Below are 22,862 nucleotides of genomic sequence, written 5' to 3'. Positions count from 1 at the left end.
TTTTTACCATTATTAACTAATGAAACTATTTGTTTTTTGAATTCATCATTATATCTTTTCGGCATGATATACCTCCATATTATTGATTTTATTTTACTATATTATATCATGTCCGAGAAATTTCTGTACAATTAATTATAACCGATCCAATCTAATATGGTTGAAGATATTGTGACACTCACAGACGAAAGGGTGAGCAAACGGAGAACATAAACGTCAACCTAAGTTAAGGCACCAGACCTCGACCCTACATCAGAAATTAACTATTGTCTTATATCGAAAGGAGGATTTGTTAGTGAGAAAAAAATTACAAGTTTTTATTTCTTCTACTTATAAAGACTTAATTGAAGAGAGACAAGCTGCTGTAGAAGCAATTTTAAAAGCAGGACATATACCAGTTGGAATGGAGTTGTTTACAGCAGGGGACAAATCACAATTGGAAATAATAAAAAGATGGATAGATGATTCAGATGTTTTTTTATTAATTCTTGGAGGAAGATATGGAAGTGTTGAATCTGAGTCTGAATTAAGTTATATAGAATTAGAATATGAATATGCTGTTAAAAAAAATATACCTGTGTTTGCTCTTGTTATAAATGATGAATTATTAAATAAAAAAGTAAGTGAAATAGGAAGAAAAGTTTTAGAATTAGAAAATCCGGATAAATATAAAAGATTCAAAGAAAAAGTTCTAGGAAAAATGTGTGATTTTTTTAATGATAAAAAAGATATAAAACTTGCAGTTTCTAATACTCTTTCTAGGTTTGAAAAAAGATTTGATTTTACAGGATGGGTTTCTGGTGAAAATATCAAGACTAATCAAGAATTAGAAGAAGAAAATAAAAGATTGAGAAAACAATTAGAAAAAAAGAAAAGTGAAATTAAAGAATTGAAAGAAAGGTTAGAAAATTCAAATTCCAATGAAAATCAAGAAAAAGATAGTGTAGAAGAACAACTATGTGTAGTTAAAGGGGAAAATGGAGAGCCAATTCTTACAGAGGTTCCATACATATTTTTTTATCATAGAATGGCAGATGCCTTTCCTGGTGTAAGAAATTTGAAATACTTTAATAATCCAAAAACAGCTATTAAAAGATTACAAATTCTTTTAAAATATCCACTTCAATTTAAAGATAACATAAGCAATACAAGTGATATGAAAGATCCTATTTGGTATTGGAGGGGAAGTAGTTGCTTAGATATTAATTCTTTTAAAAAGTTAAATGAAACTAAGTGTTTGATAAATCAAAAAGAACTAGAAATTAATAGAATTGCTGTATATAGAGGTTCTGATTATTATAGGAATTTTGTATATGTTGAAACTAAAGCTGAAGATTCTTTAGGACCAGGTAAGGAATATACAGATAAGGAAATTGAATATTTAGAAAACTCATTAGGCTATATTTATGAAGAATATGGATTGTTAGGTGAAAATTATATATCCCGACAAGAATTTGACGACTCAGTAGCTGTAATTGACGATGAAGTAGTTGATGCTCAAGATGCAGAATTAAGGGTTAGATATTTAAGCGAATATAATTTTTTTATTGCTCCTAAAGATTCTCCAATGAATTCTCAAAAGGGAGATCAAATTGGGGGTAAATATTTAAATGGAATATTACAAGGAACATATGATTTGGATGATTTTTTAGATGAATTTCTAAAATTACCTAAAAAATAATCGGGGGAATAGTTAACTTTTGATAAACCAGCTAATATATGTCAAGAATTAATTTAAAAAATTTAATTACGTAAAATTGCGCAGGGGAAACCAAGCTTACACTAATGTAAACTTTTTACAGTTAGGAGATGTAAAAGAAGATCAGCTTGATCTGAAGAGAAAAGAGCAGGAATTGTTGTTTAATAAGTATGAATTAATTAAGTTACTGGGGATTCTAGAGTTTTGACTATAGTTTAATAAATCAAGAAGAACTTTTTTAATTGTGGGGAAGTTCTTTTTTAGTTCTGCTAAAGTATAACGTTTAAGTGAATTATGTTTGACAATAGATGTTAGATAATGCTAAAATATATGCTAGATAAAGGTTGGTAATTTATAAATTCAGGGGGGAAGAAATTAATGACAGCTAAGAAAGTAGAAAAGAAGTTTCAGACTGAAACACAAAAGATGTTAGATCTGATGATTAATTCTATTTATACTAATCAGGAAATCTTTTTACGAGAGTTAATTGCTAATGCTTCTGATGCAATTGGTAAAGTTAAATTTCAATCATTAACGGACTCTGATATTTTAGGTGAAGATTCAGATTTTGAAATCTGGCTTGATCTAGATGAAGTTAATAATGTATTGACTATTGAAGATAACGGGGTTGGGATGACCTATGATGAAGTTGTGGAGAACATTGGAACTATTGCTCAGTCAGGTTCACAGGAGTTTTTACAGAAGTTACAGGAAAAACAAGCCCAAGCAAAAGATAATGCCCTAGATTTAATTGGCCAGTTTGGAGTTGGATTTTATTCTTCCTTTATGGTAGCGGATAAAGTAACTTTGATTACGCGAGCCCCTAAACAAGATACAGGAGTCAAGTGGGAATCAATAGGTGACGGTACATATACAATTGAAGAAGTGGATAAACCTAAGCGTGGTACTACAATTAAGCTTAAGTTAAGGGAAGAATTTACTAGTGATGGAGATGAAATAGATTTAACTAATCGTCAGAATATAAAACAGTTGGTGAAAAAGCATTCTAACTATGTAGAGTATCCAATTAAAATGAAGGTTTATGAAGAAAATAATGAAGGTGAAGTTATAGAAAAAATTGAAACTTTAAATGATATGAAGCCTTTGTGGATAAAGAATAAGGAAAATATTGAAATCGAAAAATATAATGAATTTTATAAAGAAGTCTTTAATGACTGGACTGAACCGCTAGAAGTAATTCATAGTAAGGTTGAAGGATTGGTAAAGTATTCTACTTTGCTCTTTATTCCTCAACAAGCTCCATCTAATATTTATTCTGAGGATTTTGACCTGGGACTTAGATTATATTCTAAAAATAATTTTGTTATGGATAATTGTTCAAAAATATTACCTGATTATCTGAGATTCATCCGTGGATTAATAGATTCTCCTGATTTTACTCTGAATCTGTCCCGGCAAGTTTTACAGGATGATAAGCAGTTAAAGATAATTAGTAAGACCTTAGAAAAGAAAATTTTAAAGCAGTTAAAAAGTATGCTTGCTGATAATAGGGAACAGTATAAAGAGTTTTGGAGTGAGTTTGGTCAACTAATTAAGAGTGGTGTTGATATGACTCATGGCAAAAAGCAAGACAAATTAGTTGACTTACTTTTATTCCCATCTTCTTATGCTGACGGCGAGATGACTACTTTAGCTGAATATGTAGAGCGGATGAAAGAAGGTCAGGACGTAATTTATTATATAACCGGTGAAGATGAAATAACGGTAGAAAATATGCCGCAGATGGAGCTACTACAGGAAAAGGACTTGGAAGTACTCTATTTCTTTGATGAAATTGATGAGTTTGTAATTAATAAGTTAAGAGAATATAATGATATGGAGTTTAAGTCAGTTCTCCGTGGTGATTTAGATTTAGATGAAGCTGATGAGGATGTCGAAGCTGAGGAAGATGAAGTAGAAGAACTATTAGAAGCAGTTGAAGAGAATTTAGCGGATAAAGTTAGCGAGGTTAGATTAAGTAAGAGATTAAAATCCAGTGCAGTCTGTTTAGTTAGTGGAGATGTCGGTTTGAGTATGTCAATGGAGAAAGTACTAGAAAAAATGAATCAAAACATGGGCCAGGCACAGCGAATATTGGAGATTAATCCGCAACATGAGGTATTTTCTAAATTGAAAGATATTTATCTTACAGAAGGTAATTCAGACCAGTTAGCTGAATATAGTGAATTATTATATTCGCTAGCTTCTTTAGTAGAAGGATTTACACCGGATGATCCAGTTACATTTAGTAATAAAATTACAGATTTGATGGTTGAAGCTATATAATAAATAAAAACCTCCACTTGATTTCAAGTGGAGGTTTAGTCGTTTGGTTTTGAAATAAAAGTAATATAAGGTACATCAACGAGAAACAAATAATATTTTAGAACCATTATTTGTAAATAAAGAGGTAAAAAATTGGTAGAGCTAGAAATAGAGTAGTGAGAGTTGGATGTAATTTAGCTTTGAATTTAGAATATAAATATAGTGAGGAGTGATATTATGAGTGATAATTCAGTTAATAGCTTTGATTATCTTAAAACTAAGGCACTTGAATTAGGAGTAGAAGATGCAAAGATAATAGACACAGAGACGGTTTTTGTTGGTCATTGGGTACAATGGAAATGTCAATATGGCTGTTCATTTTATGATGAAGATGCATCTCACCGTCCATTAGTCCCAGGTGTTGAAGAAATGAAAAAATTACTTAAAGAATACAGTAAAGCATTATTAATTCATGGTTTTAAAGGTCCTACACTTTCTGAATTAGCTGTCAAACTCGAGCATGAAGCAATTAAAGAAGGATATTATAAAGCTTTTGCTTTAATTTCTCTTCCTTTTGGCAATACTGGCTCTACATGACAGCCTGGAGGAGAGGCTCAGGATGAGTCCCAATCAACTGAGGAGACAAATACTGATATTAGACCTATGATGGAAGCATGTGGTATAGATGTTTTTAAAACTGTAAGAGCTAATGGTTTTAAAATTGACACTAAGAAAGAAACTTATGGGAAATGGAATTACTTTGCACTAGTCCTTCTAGATTAGAGTTTATTTGAAGATTTTAATAATTATTATTATATGTTATACTAAATGTGATATTTGTAAAGAAGAATTTGATTAAATAGATAATGATATCACAATAGGAGGGAAGATGATGAAAGAAGGTCAATCAATAGAAAAAGAAGCTTTAAATAAACAAGGTCAGCATTGGGAAAATACGTTTACCAAAAAAACTAATATGTTTGGTGTAGAACCGAGTATTCCTGCCCAAAAAGCCGCAAAATTATTTAAAAAAGAAGGAAAAAAGAAGATTCTTGAGCTTGGTGGTGGACAAGGGAGAGATACTATTTTCTTTGCTCAAAATGGCTTTGAGGTTTATGTATTAGATTATTGTGAAAGTGGAGTTGAGGCAATAAATAAAAAAGCAGAGGAAATGGGTTTATCTGAATTAATTAATGCAAGTTGTCATGATGTTAGAGATTCACTTCCTTTTGCAGATGAGGTCTTTGATTGTTGTTATTCTCATATGTTGTATTGTATGGCTCTTACCACTTCGGAATTAGAATTTCTTTCAGATGAGGTTAAACGGGTATTAAAACCAGGTGGATTTAATGTATATACAGCTAGAAATACAAATGATTCTGACTATGGAACAGGAATTCATCGTGGAGAAGATATGTATGAAGTAGGTGGGTTTATTGTTCATTTCTTTAGTAAAGAAAAAGTAGAACATTTAGCAAAAGGATTCAAAATAGTTGATATTGATGAATTTGATGAGGGAAGTCTTCCTAGAAAATTATTTCAAGTAACGCTTAAAAAGAAGTAAAGGTCATTTGAGGCTTTGGTGTAAGAATAAAGATTAAGATGGAGGACAGTAATGAAAGTAATTGATTTAACTAAATCAATACATACTAAAATGCAGGTTTATCCTGGTGATCCAGAAGTATCAGTAGAAGTAGTTCATACTTACGAAGAAAATGATTGGTTATTACGAAAGCTTACTATGGGATCTCATACAGGGACTCATGTAGATGCATTTTCTCATATGGATAAAGAGGGAGAAACCTTAGATGACATACCATTAAATCGTTTTTGTGGTAAAGCTCAAGCTGTAGCAATTGACTTTAACTAAGAAAACACCCCCTATTCTCAAATAGGAGGTGTTTTTATAATATTAGAGTACTATAATTTTTTTACTGATTCTATAAAATAAATGATGTTATAAGTAAAATTATCTGTTTAAAAAGTTTAAAAATAACTATGATATAAAAATGAGGTAATTATAGCTTTTTTTGAAGGGAAATAATTTCTTTTGTCGAAAGCAATCCATAAGAGTATTAGATAAAAGTTACAAAGTAGATAAATGATTTTTTTAAAATTTCTTAATCAAACTTATCTATACTCATTTTATATCTTAAGCATGCTTCTTTAGTTAACTTAAGAGTAAAATCCAATATTATACCTTGTGAGGGGGATAACTAATGAATTTGAGTAAATTAAGAAACCTAAGTATTAAGAAAAAGTTGGTGGTTCTATTTTTATTAATAGGTATTCTGTTTATTGTTATAACTGGTTCAGTCGGATATTTTGAGCTTGATAATTTAGAACAAGAAACTTTAAAAACAACTAGTAAAGATTTAAGGGTTCAACTAAAGAATTCTATTGATGCTAAAGAAAAGGTGTGGCTGACAAATTCTTTACAGATAGCAAGTAATCCTATTATTAAAGAAGCAATGGCTAAAGGAGATAGACAAGCTTGTATAACGATGTTAAATAAATATAGTCAAACTTTTAAAGAGAATACTGGATTTAATAATATTAAGGTGCATTTGATTGATAATCAATTAAATTCTTTTGTGAAATCATGGAATAAGAATAGTTTTGGAGAGAGTCTTGTTTATTCAGACGCTTATCAAAAAGTGAAGAATTCTAAAGAACCTATGGTAGTAACTGAAGAGTCACCTAAAGGATTGAGGTTAAAAGCGTTATTTCCTGTATATTATCAGCAGAAATTTGTAGGAATGGTCAATTTTGAGGGAGGACTTAATTCAATTAAAAGGACATTAAAACCTAATAAGATTGATTTCTTATATCTTTTAAAAGATGACTATTTAGATATAGCTAAAGGTATAAATAATAAAACTAAAATTGCTGGATATACACTAAGTCAAAAGGATGTTAATCAAGAATTTCTATCTGAAGTAACTAATAATTTAAATTTAGAAAAAGCGCTACAAAACTATACTTTTACCGATAATTATTTAGTAACTGCACAAAAGATTAAGACTGTTGGTGGAGAAGAAGTTGGTGTCTATCTTTTAGGACAAAACAAAGATATTGTAATGGAAGCAGTAAATGATAGTAAAAATATCGTCTATGTAACTTATCTTTCTTTCTTCATTGTCTTTATTCTATTAGTAGTTGTTATATTCTGGTTTATAAATAAAAATATAAATGAGCCATTAAGTTCATTAATTGATAGTGTGAAAAAATTTACTGATGGTAATTTAAAAGAAGAGATCAATCTTAACCGGAAAGATGAAATCGGATTATTAGGAACAAAACTTGAAGAAATGAGAAAAAATTTAAAAGAAGTAATTGGGGAGATTTTCAAAGGAACAGAAGATTTATCAGCTTATAGTGAAGAATTATCAGCCTCTGCCCAAGAAGGGAATGCAACTATAGAGACTACCAATGATTTAGTAGAGGATATATCAGCTAGTATAGAAGAAATATCCGCCAGTGCTGAAGAAATAACTAGTTTTGCTCAAGAATCTAACGCTAAAACCGAAACAGGTAGTAAGAATATAAAAGAGACTTTAAATAGTATTGATGAAATTAACCAATCTACTAGTGAAGCAGTAGAAATAATTAATGAATTAGATAATACTTCCAAGGAAATAGATAAAATAGTTGAAATGATTACTGATATAGCTGAACAAACTAATTTATTAGCTTTAAATGCTTCTATTGAAGCGGCTCGAGCTGGTGAAGCTGGGGAAGGGTTTGCTGTAGTAGCAGAAGAAATTAGAGAACTAGCAGAAGGAACTAACGATGCTACAAATGAGATTGCAAATTTAATTAATAAGACTCAAAATAAAGCCGATGATGGTCTTAAAGCAATTAAAGAAGTACATGAAAAAGCAACCAAAGGACAGAGAAATGCTAAAGAAACCAAAGAAATATTTACTGAAATTCAAGGTGCAAGTGAAGAGACAGCAGTTCAGATTAAACAGACTGCCAGTGCTACGCAAGATTTAGCTGAAAAAAGTGAGCAAGTAAGTTCTAACACAGATGGTATACAAAATATGTCTAATGAAGTCACGAATTCTTCGCAAGAACTAGCCAAAATGGCTCAGGAATTGCAAGAATTAGTTAGTAGATTCAAATTATAAATATAAGACACTTGAAGAAACTTATAAAAATTTTAATAAGTTTTAGCTTATTTACCTTTAAAATGAATAATATATATATTTTAATCATAAAATCATTGACAATTATAAAATTATATGTTATTCTTTAAAAGGCTGATAAAATATTCTTATTAGTTTTACGTTACAAATTTCTAGGAGGAATTATTTTTAATGAAAGAACAAGGTAATGTTAAGTGGTTTGACGGACAAAAAGGTTATGGCTTTATTGAGAGAACAGAAGGAGACGATGTATTCGTACATTTTTCTGCAATCGAAGAAGAAGGATTTAAGAACTTAGAAGAAGGCGAATCAGTAGAGTTTGAAGTTGTTGAGGGAGATCGTGGACCTCAAGCTGAAAATGTCGTTAAACTATAATTAACATAGATTACGATATTTACTAAGCCTCGGATTTTTCCGAGGCTTTTATTTTTTTACAATATAATAGATAAAATCCTTGACAATTATAAGATTACATGCTATTATATAAAGGACTGATAAAATATTCTTATTGGTTTTACGTTACAAATTTCTAGGAGGAATTATTTTTAATGAAAGAACAAGGTAATGTTAAGTGGTTTGATGGGCAAAAAGGTTATGGCTTTATTGAGAGAGCAGAAGGAGACGATGTATTCGTACATTTTTCTGCAATCGAAGAAGAAGGATTTAAGAACTTAGAAGAAGGCGAATCAGTAGAGTTTGAAGTTGTTGAGGGAGATCGTGGACCTCAAGCTGAAAATGTCGTTAAACTATAATTAACATAGATTACGATATTTACTAAGCCTCGGATTTTTCCGAGGCTTTTATTTTTTTACAATATAATAGATAAAATCCTTGACAATTATAAGATTATATGCTATTATATAAAGGACTGATAAAATATTCTTATTGGTTTTACTTTACAAATTTCTAGGAGGAATTATTTTTAATGAAAGAACAAGGTAATGTTAAGTGGTTTGATGGGCAAAAAGGTTATGGATTTATTGAGAGAGCAGAAGGAGACGATGTATTCGTACATTTTTCTGCAATCGAAGAAGAAGGATTTAAGAACTTAGAAGAAGGCGAATCAGTAGAGTTTGAAGTTGTTGAGGGAGATCGTGGACCTCAAGCTGAAAATGTCGTTAAACTATAATTAACATAGATTACGATATTTACTAAGCCTCGGATTTTTCCGAGGCTTTTATTTTTTTGATTTAATCTATATAAGCATTTACAAAGATTGCAGTTAAAACTATATAGAAATGTGATATAAGCCTCTGAATAAAATTCAGAGGCTTATTTTTTTATATTTAATGTAAACTAATATTCAATATAGCAATAAAATATATAATAAAAAATTAATATTCTTTGCATAAAAGTATATTAATTTATGGTCTTTATTAATAAAGATTATAAAGAGGGGTGATTATCATTTATGAGAATGAAAAGGATAGAGATTGAGAATTTTAGAATTTATGGCAGTAAGAAAGTCTTTAAGCCTAATAATCCTTTAATCTTAATTGGTGAGAATGATTCAGGCAAATCAACCTTATCGTATGCTTTAGAGATCTTTTTTAGTAATTATAATATCCCTCATAAGAAAAAAGACTTTCATAAATTGGATACTAGTAAAAATATTTTAATTGCGATTACTTTTACGGATTTAAGCTTTAAATTTAAGAAAAAGTTCAATGAGTATATAGCAAATGAAGAAATCATAATAGTTAAAGAGTATGGATATAATGAAGAGTTAAAGAAATTTAAGAAAGTAATTACGTACTTTAAATATGAAGATTTCAAATCTGATGCTCTCCATGGTAATGAATTAAGAGTTTTACAACATTTCTTATCTGAACATATTATAATACCTGCGGAACGTAGGTTAAGTACTGAAGCTAGGCTTAAAGGATCAAACTTAATGAGAAGATTATTAGACCCTTTAATTGATGATGCTAGTCAGCAGATAAAATGTTTTAAGAAACAAGCCTTATTAACGATTAAAGCTGAGGTTCAAAAGAGAACTAAGAATTTAAAACAAATATTATTAGAAGCTAATCCTACTATTCAAGACTTAAATGTCAATCCAGATATAGATTTTACTAAAGGGATAGATCTCAACTTTGAAGTAATTGATAATATTAATGAATTACCAATTCCTATTGAAGAAAAGGCGAGTAGTTCAAAGAGTTCATTTATTATGGCTCTATTCAAGTTATATGCTAAAGAAGGAATTAATAGTGATAAAGATTATATCTTTTCTTTCGAAGAACCAGAGATTTATTTACATCCTCGAGCACAAAGGGAATTATTGAATGCTTTAAAAGATGTTGCTGCTCAAGGTAATCAAGTCTTTATCATAACTAATTCTACTATTTTTGTTGACCAAGAGAATATAGAAAATATTACAGTTTTTAGGCGTTTAGAAGATAATTATGATATTAAAGTGATTAGCTTAGAAGAAAACAAGAATATGTTAAGCAATATAATAGAAGAAATTAATCTTAAAAATAGTGATTTTCTTTTTGCAGAGAAGATCTTATTAGTTGAAGGTAAGACGGAGTTAGAAGCACTTCCAATATTTTTAGAAGATAGAGGAGTTGACTTTTGTAATAACGGCATTAAAATCATGAACTTAAATAGGGATGATATTTTAGATGAAACTTTTTTAAATTTATGTAATGATTTAGGTATAGAAATCATGCTTCTTCTAAATAGTGATTCTAAGGATAGAATTAATGAATTAGTAAATTATAATTATATTGATAAAAGTTTAATCATTTCTTATAGGAATGGTGGGTTTGAAGATTTATTTAATAGAGCTTTAATCGTTAAAAGTTTCAAGAAAATATATTCTGAGCATGAGGAAGTTCAAAATGCAGATTTTACCGATTTTTTAAATATTAATAAATATAATACGATAGATGATTTAGAACTCTTTTTAGATGAATCTAGATTATCTAAGAAAGGCTTTAGGCTCGATAGAAGTGAATTAGGCAAGGAAATAGGTAAAACATATTGCCAAAAAAATTATCGAATAGTAAGTGTAGAGAGTATAATAGATAAAATTATAAATTTTTTCACTTCATAAATTATTTAAAGGCGTACAAATCTTAGCTTCTTTTATTTTGACAATTAATTAGAAAAAATGATAGTTCATGCAGGAATATAGTAGAATATACAGAAATGTTTATAGGATATCTATCTTGTAAAGTAAGAGAGGTGGAGAGTAAATGAGTATATTTGAAATGCTTATGTTGATCTGTTTTGGAGCTGCTTGGCCAATGTCTATATATAAATCATACACTTCAGGAGATAATGCTGGTAAAAGTTTTTGGTTCTTATTTATTATTTTAATTGGTTATATTTCAGGGACAATTCATAAATTACTTTACAGCTTTGATATAGTGATTTATTTATATGTATTGAATGGATTAATGGTATTGACTGATATTATTCTATATTATAGAAATGAAAAATTAGCTCAGGATAAAAGCTAAGATGAAAAAATTCTTAGCTTTTTATTATTTTATTAATAGTTATTAAATTTTGAAAATATAGTCTTTAAGCATAAATCTGTCGAAAACAAGGAGACTATATATATATAATGTAGTATTGTATATCTAGTGTACATACTAATAAAATAATATAACAGGGGGATATAGTAATGGGGTTTGTAACTGAAATCAGAGAAAAAGCTAAAGTAGCAGGGAAAACTATAGTGCTTCCAGAAGGTGTAGAGCCGAGAATGATCAAAGCTACACCGAAAATTTTAGAAGAAGGCTTAGCTGATGTTATTCTGTTGGGGGATGAAACAAAATTACAGAAGTTAGCTGAAGATGAAGGAGTAGATATTTCTGGTGCAAAGATAATTAATCCAGAGACATCTGAAAAATTAGACGAATTTAGTAAGGCTTACTACGAATTGCGTAAGCATAAAGGGATTTCTGAGGAAGAGGCTACTGAACAGATGAAAGCCCCGCTTTATTTTGGAGCAATGCTTGTAAAAAAAGGAGTAGCTCATGGTATGGTAGCCGGTGCGTTAAATACTACAGCTGATGTTTTACGACCAGTAATTAGGATTATCGGAACTGCTGATGATGTTTCAGTAGTTTCTGGTTCTTTCTTAATGATTGTACCAGATTGTGAATACGGTTCTAATGGTAAAATGTTATTTGCAGATAGTGGTGTATTTCCTGAAGGGGATTCAGAAGAGTTAGCAGAATTAGCTATTTCATCTGCAGAAACTTTTGAGGCATTAACAGGTGAAGAACCAATTGTTGCTATGTTATCTTTCTCTACTAAAGGGAGTGCTGAACATCCATTAGTAGAAAAAATGAGAAAAGCAGCTGAAATTTGTAAAGAAAAAGCACCTAATTTACAAGTTGATGGTGAAATGCAAGCAGATGCTGCTTTAGTACCAGAGATTGGAGTTAAAAAGGCACCAGATAGTAATGTAGCAGGTAAAGCAAATGTATTAATCTTCCCGGATTTAAATGGCGGTAATATTGCATATAAGCTAGTACAAAGGTTAGCTAAGGCAGATGCATTTGGGCCATTAATTCAAGGGACATCTTTACCGGCAAATGACTTATCTAGAGGTTGTAGTGTAGATGATATTGTAACAGTGACAGCTATTACTGCAGTGCAGGCAGCTTTTAAAGAAGAGTAATATCTATTTACAATATATTAAAGAATTCAGGTAATATATAAACTAGGGGAGGATATAAAGAATGAAAGTTCTAGTATTAAATTGTGGAAGTTCATCGCTTAAGTATCAACTAATTAACATGAAAGACGAATCAGTATTAGCTAAAGGATTAGTAGAGAGGATTGGAATTGAAGGTGCTTTCTTAGAACATGAGCCGACTGAAGGAGAAGACGTAAAGATAGAAAATGAAATTGCTGACCATAGTGTAGCCATTAAGATGGTAATTAATGCATTATTAGATGGTGATCATGGAGTAATAAATAGTATGGATGAAATCAATGCTGTTGGTCATCGAGTAGTTCATGGTGGGGAGAAATTTGCAGATTCTGTATTAATCGATGATGAAGTTTACAATGCAATTGATGACGTAAAAGATTTAGCACCACTACATAATCCACCTAATTTATTAGGAATTGAAGTTAGTCAAGAATTGATGCCTAAGACTCCGGATGTAGCTGTATTTGATACTGCTTTCCACCAAACTATGCCGGCTAAGTCTTATATGTATGCTCTACCTTATGAATTATATGAAAAATACGGCGTGCGTCGTTATGGTTTCCATGGTACTTCTCATAAATATGTTTCTCAAAAAGCTGCTGAAATTTTAGACAAGCCTATTGAGGATTTAAAGATTATTACTTGCCATTTAGGAAATGGTGCGAGTATGGCTGCTGTTGATGGGGGTAAGGTAATGGATACTAGTATGGGATTAACTCCTTTAGAAGGATTAGTAATGGGTACTCGTTGTGGAGATATTGATCCTGCAATTATTCCATTTATTATGGAAAAAGAAGATTTAAATGCTAAAGAAGTAGATAACTTAATGAATAAAAGGAGCGGAGTAGCAGGTGTTTCCGATATTAGTAATGACTTTAGAGATTTAGAAGAAGCTACTGCAAAAGGAGATGAAAAAGCTAAATTAGCTATTGATCTTTTCTGCCAACGAGTTAAGAAGTATATTGGTTCTTATTCTGCTATATTAGGAGGGGTAGATGCAATTGTCTTTACTGCTGGTATAGGTGAAAATGGTATTGAGATTAGAGAGCAGATTTTAAAGGGATTAGAGTATCTAGGAGTTAAGTTAGATACAGAAAAGAATGATATTAGAGGAAAAGAGCAGGTTATTTCTATGGATGATTCTGAAACTAAAGCTATGGTTATTCCTACTAATGAAGAATTAATGATTGCTCGAGACACAAAGAGGTTAGTTACTATTTAAATTAAAAATTCTCTTTAAAGCTTGACAAGGTAATAACCTCTATATTATAATTAATATGGTTAAACATGAGGTGAAATTAAATGATAATTAATATTAGTGATATTAGAGAGAACCTCGGTGCGATTAAAGAAGTAAAATTAGAAGAAGAGATTGAAGATATTCAATTTCAAGATAGAGAGATTCAAATTGATGGTCCAGCAAAGATGGCTTTCCAAGTAATTAATACTGAAGATTCATTTTTAGTAGTAGGAGACATAGACTTGAACTTAAATGTTAAGTGTAGTAGATGCTTAGATGAGTTTACTTTGCCAGTAACAGCTAAGTTAGAAGAAGAGGTAGAAAAAGATAGAGTCGAGCTATCTGGAGCAGCATCAATTAATATTGAAGAAGAAATTGAAGATAATGTTTTCTTAGCAATCCCAATGAAGCCGGTTTGTGATGAAGATTGTGCTGGGATATGTCCTAGCTGTGGTCAGGACCTAAATGAAGGTGATTGTGATTGTTTTATGCATACAGTAGATCCGCGATTAGCTAAATTAGAGCAATTATTAGATAAAGATTAATTTTTTTATGTTGATAAGGAGGTGTTAGGAATGGCAGTACCTAAGCGACGTACTTCAAAGACTAGAAAGAGAAAGAGAAGAACTCACTGGAAATTGAACGCACCTAATTTAGTAGAGTGTTCACAATGTGGTGAGTCAAAGTTATCCCATAGAGTATGTAAAGAATGTGGATATTATAATGGACGTCCTGTTAAGTAAATAGATAGGAGATGTAAAAGTTCAGGAGAATTCTCCTGAACTTTTTAATTTTTTTGCATTATTTCTTCTTTTGCTTGCGGTTTCAACTGTTTTTTCTTGCATCTTCAATTGCTTTAATATATAATATCAATGATGCGAAAATTAGTAGTAGGTACTAATACTAGCTATAAGAATTAGGTGGTAATATGAGTAGGAAGCTATCAAAAGCAGATCGACAGAAGGTTTTAGTAAAGAGAATAGAGGAGAATCCGTTTTTAACTGACCGAGAGTTAGCTGACATTTTTAGAGTAAGCATTCAAACAATTCGTTTAGATAGATTAGAGTTAAATATACCAGAAGTTAGAAAGAGAACTAAGAACTTAGCTAAACAAGCATATTCTAAGGTCAAGTCAATTAATGATTCTGAAATCATCGGAGAATTAATAGGTATAGAGTTAAACAAATCAGGAGTGTCTATACTAGAAACAAATGCTGATATGGGATTAGAGAAGAGTAAGATAGTAAGAGGGCATCATATTTTTGCTCAAGCTAATTCATTAGCTGTAGCTATTTTAGACACAGATGTGGCTTTAACTGGAGTTGCTAAGACTAAATTTAAGAAACCGGTTTACATAGGAGATAGATTAATTGCAGAGGCTAATTTACATAATATAAAAAGGAATAGATTTCAAGTTAGAGTAAAGACTAAAGTAGATCAAAAAGAAGTCTTTAGCGGAAGATTTGTTGTTTTTTCTAGAGATAAATTGAGCGAAGGAGGACGGTAAAGTGCGAATAGCAGTTGATGTTATGGGTGGGGATCATGGTCCTGGTGAAATTATTAAAGGGGCGGTCCAGGCTTTGCCGGAATTAAGTGGAAAAGTAGTCTTAGTAGGACCAACAGAAATAATTAAAGATGAATTAAGTAGTCATAAATATAATACTAATAAACTAGATATTGAAGAAGCCCCAGAAGTAATTGAGATGGGAGAGTCTCCAACTAAGGCGCTTCGTAAGAAGAAGAAGTCTTCAATTGTAGTAGGAGCTAATTTAGTTCGGAAAGGTAAAGCAGATGCTCTAGTTTCAGCCGGTAGTACAGGTGCTGTTATGGCAGCAGGATTATTAAAGGTAGGTAGAATAAAAGGAGTAAAACGGCCGGCGATTTCTACAGTAATGCCTGCGTTAAAAGGTGAAACATTAGTTTTAGATGTAGGAGCTAATGTAGATAGTAAGCCTGAAAATTTAGTTCAATATGCATTAATGGGCAATGTTTATGCAGAACAGATATTACATAAACCGGAACCTAAAGTGGGATTACTAAGTGTAGGTGAAGAAGAGAAAAAAGGAAATGAGTTAACAAAAGGAAGTCATAAATTACTTAAAAATTTAGATATTAATTTTATTGGTAATGTAGAAGGTAGAGATATCTTTGCTGGTGATTGTGATGTGGTAGTCTGTGATGGGTTTGTTGGTAATATCGTTTTAAAGACTGCAGAAGGATTAGGTAATGCCCTATTTAAAATGTTAAAATCAGAATTAGATGAAAGTATGCTTGCTAAAGTAGGGGCACTCTTAATGAAATCAGGGTTGAAAAATTTAAAGAAGAAGATGGACTATGCCGAATATGGTGGTGCTCCATTGCTAGGAGTTAATGGAGTCGTAATTATCAGTCACGGTAGTTCTAAAAGTAAAGCTATTAAGAATGCTATTCAGGTAGCCCAAGAATCAATCAAAAAGCAGGTTGTAAGTAGAATTAAGGAAAACATCAATGAAAGGACTGGTGAAATTAATGGCTAAAGAACTAAGGAAAGCAGGAATTACGGGAGTAGGTTCTTACGCTCCAGACAATATTGTGACTAATCATGACTTAGAAGATATGGTTGACACCAGCGATGAGTGGATTCAGTCTAGAACAGGAATTAAAGAAAGAAGAGTTGCTGATGAATCAACTGCAACATCTGATATAGCCTATCAAGCTGCTAAAAAAGCTTTAAATGATGCTGGAATAGATGCAGAAGAGCTTGATTTAATTTTAGTAGCTACAATAACTCCAGATATGCCTTTTCCATCGACTGCTTGTATATTACAGGATAAATTAGGAGCAGAAGATGCTGCGGCATTTGATTTAGGAGCTGGTTGCTCTGGCTTTGTTTATGGTCTTTCAGTAGCGACCCAGTTTGTGCAAGCTGATACTTATGATAATATTTTAGTTATTGGGGCGGAAACTTTATCTAAGATTTTAGATTGGGAAGACAGAGACACTTGTGTATTATTTGGAGATGGTGCTGGTGCTGCTATAGTTCAGCCAGTGGAAACAGGTGGTGTCTTATCTAATGTATTAGGTGCTGATGGATCTGGCGGAGAATTATTACGATTACCAGCTGGGGGTTCTAGGCAGCCGGCTTGTTTAGACACAGTAGAGAATAATCTTCATTATATAGAGATGTCAGGAAATGCAGTATTTAAATTTGCTGTTAGAATTATGGGAAAAGCTGCTTTAAAAGCTCTAAAAAAAGCAGATTTAGAAAGAGAAGATGTTGACTTTTTTGTTCCTCATCAAGCAAATACGAGGATTATAAGTGCAGCAGCTAAAAGATTAAAATTAAATGATGATCAGATTATTATTAATCTTGATAAGTATGGAAATACTTCTGCTGCTTCTATTCCAATAGCTCTAGCAGAGGCTGTAGAGGCAGGAGAGATTAATAAAGGGGATAATATTGTATTAGTTGGCTTTGGTGCAGGATTGACTTGGGCAGCAAGTGTTATAGAATGGTCATAGGAGGGAATAATATGCTTAAAACAGAATTATGTGATAGATTGGGTATAGAGTATCCGATTATTCAAGGAGGTATGGCTTGGATTGCTACAGGTGAATTAGCGGCTGCTGTTTCTAATGCCGGTGGTTTAGGTGTGATAGGTGCCGGTAATGCACCTGCAGAAGTAATTCAAGAAGAGATTAGAAAGGCTAAAAAATTAACAGATAAACCTTATGGTGTTAATGTAATGTTATTATCTCCTTATGTAGAAGAAGTTATAGAAGTTATTTATGAAGAAGAAGTACCGGTAATTACTACAGGAGCCGGGAACCCAGGTAAATATATTGAAAAATTAAAAGAAGTAGGAACGAAGATTATACCAGTGGTACCATCAGTAGCATTGGCTAAAAGAATGGCTAGACTGGATGTTGATGCAATTATTGCTGAAGGTACTGAAGCTGGTGGACATATTGGTGAATTAGCAACAATGGCTTTAATTCCACAAATAGCTGATGCAGTAGATATTCCAGTAATTGCTGCTGGTGGAATTGCAGATGGACGCGGCTTGGCAGCTGCTTTGGCTTTAGGAGCTGTAGGAGTACAGATAGGTACTAGATTTGTTTGTGCTGAGGAATGTACTGTACATCCAAATTATAAAGAGGCTATTATTAATGCTAGAGATAGAGATGCTATTGTGACTGCTCGTTCTACAGGACACCCAGTACGAAATTTAAAGAATAAATTAACTAGGCAGATTGAAAAGTTAGAAAAAGAAGGTGCGGATAAAGATAAGATTGAAGAATTAGGTGTTGGTAGACTACGTGATGCGGCTGAAGGAGATGTCCAAGAAGGAAGTGTTATGGCTGGTCAGATAGCTGGAATGGTTAAAAAGGAAGAACCAGCAGCTGATATTATTGAAAGTTTTGTTACTGAAGCGCAGGAAGTTATAAAAGAGAAAGCGAATTTAATTTAATATAGAACTAGGCTTGTAAAAGGAGGCATTAAAATGGCAGAAAAAATTGCTTTTTTATTCCCAGGTCAAGGAGCACAAAAAGTAGGAATGGGAAAAGAATTAAGTGCAGAGTATCCAGTTGCTAAGGAAATTTTTGAAAAAGCAGATCAGGTTTTAGGATATGAGATATCTAAATTATGTTTTGATGGACCTAAAAAAGAGTTAGCTAAAACAGAGAATACACAACCGGCTATTTTAACTATGAGTACAGCAGTTAATGCAGTCCTAAGAGAAAAAGGTATTAAACCAGCAGTGGTAGCTGGACATAGTCTAGGAGAGTATTCTGCTTTAGTGGCTTCAGGAGCATTAGATTTTGAATCAGCTGTTAAATTAGTTCATAAAAGAGGAAAGTTTATGGAAGAAGCTGTTCCTAGCGGTCGAGGAGCTATGGGAGCTATTATTGGTTTAAAAAGAGATCAAGTTGAAGAGGTTGTTAACAGAGGTAGTGAATTTGGAATTGTAGAATTAGCTAATTATAATACACCAATTCAGACTGTGATTTCTGGAGAATCAGAAGCTATTGAAAAAACTCTTGAGTTAGCTAAAGAAGAAGGAGCTAAAAAAGCTGTTAAATTAAGGGTTAGCGGTCCATTTCATTCAAGCTTAATGAAACCTGCTGGCGATAATTTAGCTGCAGAATTAGAGAAAACAGATATTTCTAAACCAGATGTTTCGATAATTGCTAATGTAACTGCTGATTATGTAAAGAAACCAAAAGAGATTCGAAACGCTCTAATTAAGCAGTTAAATAATTCGATATATTGGGTAGATATTATTAATCGTATGATAGAAAATGGAGTTGATACGGTTATTGAAGTAGGGCCTGGTAGAACTCTGAAAAAGTTTATGAAGCGTATTGACCGTAGTGTTAATGCATTGAATGTTAAAGATGTTAGTTCATTAGAAAAAACATTGCAGAAATTATAGAATTTAGAATAAATTATACTTATATTTATGATAATAGGTAAGGAAGGTGAGAAGAATGAGATTAGCAGATCAAGTGGCAGTAGTCACTGGAAGTTCTCGAGGTATCGGGAAAGCAATTGCTTTAAGATTAGCAAATGAAGGAGCAGATATTGTAATTAATTATCCTGTTGAAGCTGAAGAAGAGCAAGCTCAAAAGATGGTTGATTCAATTAAAGATATGGGTCGTAAGGCAGTTGCAATTCAAGCTAATGTAGCTGATATGGATGAAGTAAAATCCATGATGAAAGAAGTTAAGAAAGAGTTTGGATCTATAGATATTTTAGTTAATAATGCTGGAATTACTAGAGATGGTTTATTACTTCGAATGAAGGAAGAGGATTGGGATGCAGTTCTTAATGTTAATTTAAAAGGTGTTTTTAACTGTACTAAAGCTGTATCAAGAACTATGATGAAGCAAAGAAGTGGTAAGATCATTAATATATCTTCTGTAGTAGGTGTAATGGGGAATGCAGGTCAAGCAAATTATTCTGCGTCTAAAGCAGGAGTAATTGGCTTTACTAAATCGACTGCTAAGGAATTAGCAAGTAGAGGAATTAAGGTTAATGCTATTGCTCCAGGATTTATTAAGTCTAAGATGACTGAAGAATTATCAGAAGATGTTAAGGAGCAAATGTTAAGTTCTATTCCATTAGATGAATTTGGAGATCCAGAAGATGTAGCTAATTTGGCAGTCTTTTTATCATCAGATGCTGCTAAATATATTACAGGTCAAGTTATTCATGTTGATGGTGGAATGGTTATGTAACTGTCAACTATTCATTGAAGGGAGGTGAAGGGATAATGTCAATTTTAGAACAAGTTAAAGAGATTGTTGTAGAAGAATTAGCTGTTGACCCAGATGAGGTGACAGAAGAGGCTTCTTTTATTGATGATTTAGGGGCAGACTCTTTAGATATCGTTGATCTAGTAATGGCTTTTGAGGAAGAATTTGATATTGAGATTCCTGATGAGGATGCTGAGGATATTGCAACAGTAACTAATGCTGTTGATTATATTGAAAATAATTCTTAATTTTTAAATTATATTAAAGGAAAGTCTCAATTTGAGACTTTCCTTCTTAAGATATTTGCTTTGTAATTAGGGAGAGGACAGTTTAAACTTTTGATTAAATCATATTTTAAAATATGGGGGAATTACTTTGAATTTGCCAAGATTAAAAATAGGAGATATAGTAGCTAAACTTCCAATTATACAGGGAGGAATGGCTGTTAAGGTGTCAACTGCACCTTTAGTTGCTGCAGTTGCTGATGAAGGTGGAATTGGCTTGATAGCTGGGTCTGGCATTGAAATTGACGAGTTAAAAGAGGAGATTCGTCGATCTAAAAAGATGACTGAAGGAATTGTTGGGGTTAATATTATGGTAGCGGCTAGTGAATTTAAAGAATTAGTTCAAGCATCTATCAATGAAGGGATAGATCTAATTGTAGCTGGTGCAGGATTTTCAAGAGATCTATTTACATTAGGAAAAGATAATAATGTACCAGTAGTTCCTATAGTTTCTTCAGTTAGATTGGCTAAAATTTCTGAAAAATTAGGTGCTTCTGCTATAGTTGTAGAAGGAAAAGAAGCAGGTGGACATTTAGGTACTGACCAATCAATGAAATCGTTAGTAAAAAAAATAGTGGATACAGTAAAAATTCCTGTGATAGCTGCTGGTGGAATCATTGATGGTAAGGATATTGCAGAGGTTTTAAATATGGGGGCCGATGGAGTACAGATGGGTTCACGTTTTGTGGCTAGTGAGGAATGTGAGGTAGCTTCAGAATTTAAGGAACTATATATTAATGCTACTGAAGAGGATAGTATTCTAATTGATAGCCCTGTAGGATTACCAGGAAGAGCTTTAAAAAATAAATTTACAGAAAAGTTGGGATCTAGTGATATAGAGGATGGAACTTTTTCTTGTGATTATATCTGTTTAAAGAAGTGCTCACGAGTATTCTGTATTATTAAATCTCTTATAGAAGCTAAACGAGGAGATATGGAGAAAGGTTTAGTCTTTGCAGGGGAAGAAACGCATAGAATTAATGATATTTTACCAGTCAGAAAGATCATTGACAATTTAGTTAGTGAAGCGAAGAATTTTTTGAATCGGGAGGAATCTGAGGATGAGTAATCGAGTTGTAGTAACCGGGATGGGAGTTATATCTCCAGTAGGTAGTGGCTTAGATAATTACTGGTCTAATTTAATAGCAGGAAAATCTGGAATAGATAATGTTACAAATTTTGATGCTGAAGAATTTAATTCACAGGTTGCTGGTGAAGTAAAAGATTTTGATCCAAAAGATTATATGGACCGTAAAGAATCTAAGCGTATGGATAAGTTTGCTCAGTTTGCTGTAGCAGCAGCAAAGATTGCTATTGAAGATTCGGATTTAGAGATTAATGATAGTAATGCTGAAAGAGCAGGAGTTTTAGTTGGTAGTGGTATTGGAGGTATGGAGACTTTTGAATCACAAGCTAAACGCTTAATCGAGAGAGGCCCAAATAGAGTTAGTCCATTCTTTATTCCAATGATGATCTCTAATATGGCTGCTGGTCAAGTTTCAATTCATACAGGAGCTAAAGGGCCTAATACAACAACTGTTTCAGCATGTGCATCTGGAACTAATGCCATTGGAGATGCGTTTGAAATTATCCAACGTGGTGATGCTGATATTATGATTACTGGTGGTGCTGAAGCGGCAATCACTCCTTTATCTTATGCTGGATTTTGCTCTATGAAAGCGATGTCTACTCGTAATGACGAACCACAAAAAGCAAGTAGGCCTTTTGATGCTGAAAGAGACGGCTTTGTTATGGGTGAAGGATCAGGTATTTTAATTTTAGAGAAGTTGGAAAGTGCGTTAGAAAGAGGAGCTAAAATTTATGCTGAAGTATCAGGCTATGGTATGTCTGGAGATGCCTATCATGTAACTGCACCAGATCCTCAAGGTGAAGGAGCAGCTAGATCAATGCAAATGGCTATTGATAATTCGGGTTTAGATTTAGCAGATATTAACTATATTAATGCACATGGTACTTCTACTCCACAAAATGATAAATTAGAAACTATGGCTATTAAGAGTATTTTTGGTGATTATGCCCAGGATTTAGTTGTTAGTTCTACTAAATCTATGACAGGACATTTATTAGGAGCTGCTGGTGGTATTGAAGCCATTGCTTCAGTATTAGCAATTAAAGAAGGAGTAGTGCCTCCAACTATCAATTATGAAAATGAAGATGAAGACTGTGATTTAGATTATGTACCTAATCAATCTCGAGAGGTTGATGTGAATGCTGCATTATCTAATTCATTAGGTTTTGGAGGTCACAACGCTACTTTAATATTTAAAAAATATCAATAGTA

The 22,862-nt window shown here is 32.3% G+C and carries 23 protein-coding genes and 1 pseudogene; all 24 read left to right on the top strand.

Annotated features, from left to right (window positions below):
* Positions 1–295: 295 nt before the first annotated feature.
* Positions 296–1,681: a DUF4062 domain-containing protein gene (locus B5D41_RS05825; RefSeq protein WP_143555669.1), complete on the top strand. Its 1,386-nt coding sequence runs from the start codon at positions 296–298 to the stop codon at positions 1,679–1,681.
* 396 nt (positions 1,682–2,077) lie between these two features.
* Positions 2,078–3,985 (top strand): molecular chaperone HtpG, encoded by a 1,908-nt coding sequence (gene htpG / locus B5D41_RS05820; protein WP_078809672.1) that lies wholly within the window; start codon positions 2,078–2,080, stop codon positions 3,983–3,985.
* 243 nt (positions 3,986–4,228) lie between these two features.
* Positions 4,229–4,747: pseudogene (locus tag B5D41_RS05815) on the top strand (DUF2284 domain-containing protein); the annotation flags it as partial.
* A gap of 109 nt (positions 4,748–4,856) precedes the next feature.
* A complete protein-coding gene (locus B5D41_RS05805; RefSeq protein WP_078809669.1) occupies positions 4,857–5,528 on the top strand; it encodes a class I SAM-dependent methyltransferase in 672 nt (223 codons plus the stop codon).
* A 51-nt stretch (positions 5,529–5,579) separates the two neighbouring features.
* Positions 5,580–5,834, top strand: coding sequence for a cyclase family protein (locus B5D41_RS05800; RefSeq protein ID WP_078809668.1), 255 nt, complete (start codon positions 5,580–5,582; stop codon positions 5,832–5,834).
* Between the two features lie 349 nt (positions 5,835–6,183).
* Entirely contained in the window at positions 6,184–8,097 is a 1,914-nt protein-coding gene (locus tag B5D41_RS05795; RefSeq protein ID WP_078809667.1) for a methyl-accepting chemotaxis protein, read from the top strand.
* A gap of 189 nt (positions 8,098–8,286) precedes the next feature.
* Complete coding sequence (locus B5D41_RS05790) at positions 8,287–8,490, top strand: cold-shock protein (RefSeq protein ID WP_078809666.1); 204 nt, start codon at positions 8,287–8,289, stop codon at positions 8,488–8,490.
* Between the two features lie 173 nt (positions 8,491–8,663).
* On the top strand, positions 8,664–8,867 hold the full coding sequence (locus B5D41_RS05785) for a cold-shock protein (RefSeq protein WP_078809665.1): 204 nt from the start codon (positions 8,664–8,666) through the stop codon (positions 8,865–8,867).
* 173 nt (positions 8,868–9,040) lie between these two features.
* Positions 9,041–9,244 carry a cold-shock protein gene (locus B5D41_RS05780; RefSeq protein WP_078809665.1) on the top strand — a complete coding sequence of 68 codons (204 nt, stop codon included), beginning with the start codon at positions 9,041–9,043 and terminating at the stop codon, positions 9,242–9,244.
* Between the two features lie 282 nt (positions 9,245–9,526).
* Complete coding sequence (locus tag B5D41_RS05775) at positions 9,527–11,179, top strand: ATP-dependent nuclease (RefSeq protein WP_078809664.1); 1,653 nt, start codon at positions 9,527–9,529, stop codon at positions 11,177–11,179.
* Between the two features lie 142 nt (positions 11,180–11,321).
* Positions 11,322–11,588, top strand: a complete 267-nt coding sequence (locus B5D41_RS05770; RefSeq protein WP_078809663.1) for a hypothetical protein — start codon at positions 11,322–11,324, stop codon at positions 11,586–11,588.
* A 167-nt stretch (positions 11,589–11,755) separates the two neighbouring features.
* Entirely contained in the window at positions 11,756–12,760 is a 1,005-nt protein-coding gene (gene pta, locus B5D41_RS05765) for a phosphate acetyltransferase (protein ID WP_078809662.1), read from the top strand.
* A 61-nt stretch (positions 12,761–12,821) separates the two neighbouring features.
* Entirely contained in the window at positions 12,822–14,018 is a 1,197-nt protein-coding gene (locus B5D41_RS05760) for an acetate/propionate family kinase (RefSeq protein WP_078809661.1), read from the top strand.
* Positions 14,019–14,098: 80 nt separating this feature from the next.
* On the top strand, positions 14,099–14,581 hold the full coding sequence (locus tag B5D41_RS05755) for a YceD family protein (protein ID WP_078809660.1): 483 nt from the start codon (positions 14,099–14,101) through the stop codon (positions 14,579–14,581).
* A gap of 30 nt (positions 14,582–14,611) precedes the next feature.
* A complete protein-coding gene (rpmF, locus tag B5D41_RS05750) occupies positions 14,612–14,779 on the top strand; it encodes a 50S ribosomal protein L32 (RefSeq protein WP_078809659.1) in 168 nt (55 codons plus the stop codon).
* Between the two features lie 185 nt (positions 14,780–14,964).
* Positions 14,965–15,543 (top strand): transcription factor FapR, encoded by a 579-nt coding sequence (gene fapR / locus B5D41_RS05745; RefSeq protein ID WP_078809658.1) that lies wholly within the window; start codon positions 14,965–14,967, stop codon positions 15,541–15,543.
* 1 nt (position 15,544) lies between these two features.
* Complete coding sequence (plsX, locus tag B5D41_RS05740) at positions 15,545–16,552, top strand: phosphate acyltransferase PlsX (protein WP_078809657.1); 1,008 nt, start codon at positions 15,545–15,547, stop codon at positions 16,550–16,552.
* The gene (locus tag B5D41_RS05735) at positions 16,545–17,537 is read left to right on the top strand and encodes a beta-ketoacyl-ACP synthase III (RefSeq protein WP_078809684.1); all 993 of its coding nucleotides are present in this window, start codon (positions 16,545–16,547) and stop codon (positions 17,535–17,537) included. The genes plsX and B5D41_RS05735 overlap by 8 nt, the downstream gene beginning before the upstream one ends.
* 11 nt (positions 17,538–17,548) lie before the next feature.
* Positions 17,549–18,487, top strand: coding sequence for an enoyl-[acyl-carrier-protein] reductase FabK (gene fabK / locus B5D41_RS05730; protein ID WP_078809656.1), 939 nt, complete (start codon positions 17,549–17,551; stop codon positions 18,485–18,487).
* A 33-nt stretch (positions 18,488–18,520) separates the two neighbouring features.
* Complete coding sequence (gene fabD, locus B5D41_RS05725) at positions 18,521–19,453, top strand: ACP S-malonyltransferase (RefSeq protein ID WP_078809655.1); 933 nt, start codon at positions 18,521–18,523, stop codon at positions 19,451–19,453.
* A 55-nt stretch (positions 19,454–19,508) separates the two neighbouring features.
* A complete protein-coding gene (gene fabG / locus B5D41_RS05720; RefSeq protein WP_078809654.1) occupies positions 19,509–20,258 on the top strand; it encodes a 3-oxoacyl-[acyl-carrier-protein] reductase in 750 nt (249 codons plus the stop codon).
* Positions 20,259–20,293: 35 nt separating this feature from the next.
* Positions 20,294–20,524 carry an acyl carrier protein gene (locus B5D41_RS05715; protein ID WP_078809653.1) on the top strand — a complete coding sequence of 77 codons (231 nt, stop codon included), beginning with the start codon at positions 20,294–20,296 and terminating at the stop codon, positions 20,522–20,524.
* 127 nt (positions 20,525–20,651) lie between these two features.
* Complete coding sequence (locus B5D41_RS05710; protein ID WP_078809652.1) at positions 20,652–21,629, top strand: NAD(P)H-dependent flavin oxidoreductase; 978 nt, start codon at positions 20,652–20,654, stop codon at positions 21,627–21,629.
* Positions 21,622–22,860, top strand: coding sequence for a beta-ketoacyl-ACP synthase II (gene fabF, locus B5D41_RS05705; RefSeq protein ID WP_078809651.1), 1,239 nt, complete (start codon positions 21,622–21,624; stop codon positions 22,858–22,860). The genes B5D41_RS05710 and fabF overlap by 8 nt, the downstream gene beginning before the upstream one ends.
* Positions 22,861–22,862: the final 2 nt, after the last annotated feature.

The organism is Selenihalanaerobacter shriftii (assembly GCF_900167185.1).
Lineage (GTDB): Bacteria > Bacillota > Halanaerobiia > Halobacteroidales > Acetohalobiaceae > Selenihalanaerobacter > Selenihalanaerobacter shriftii.
Note: the sequence above shows the minus strand (reverse complement) of the source record. Positions and strands in the feature narration are given on the sequence as shown.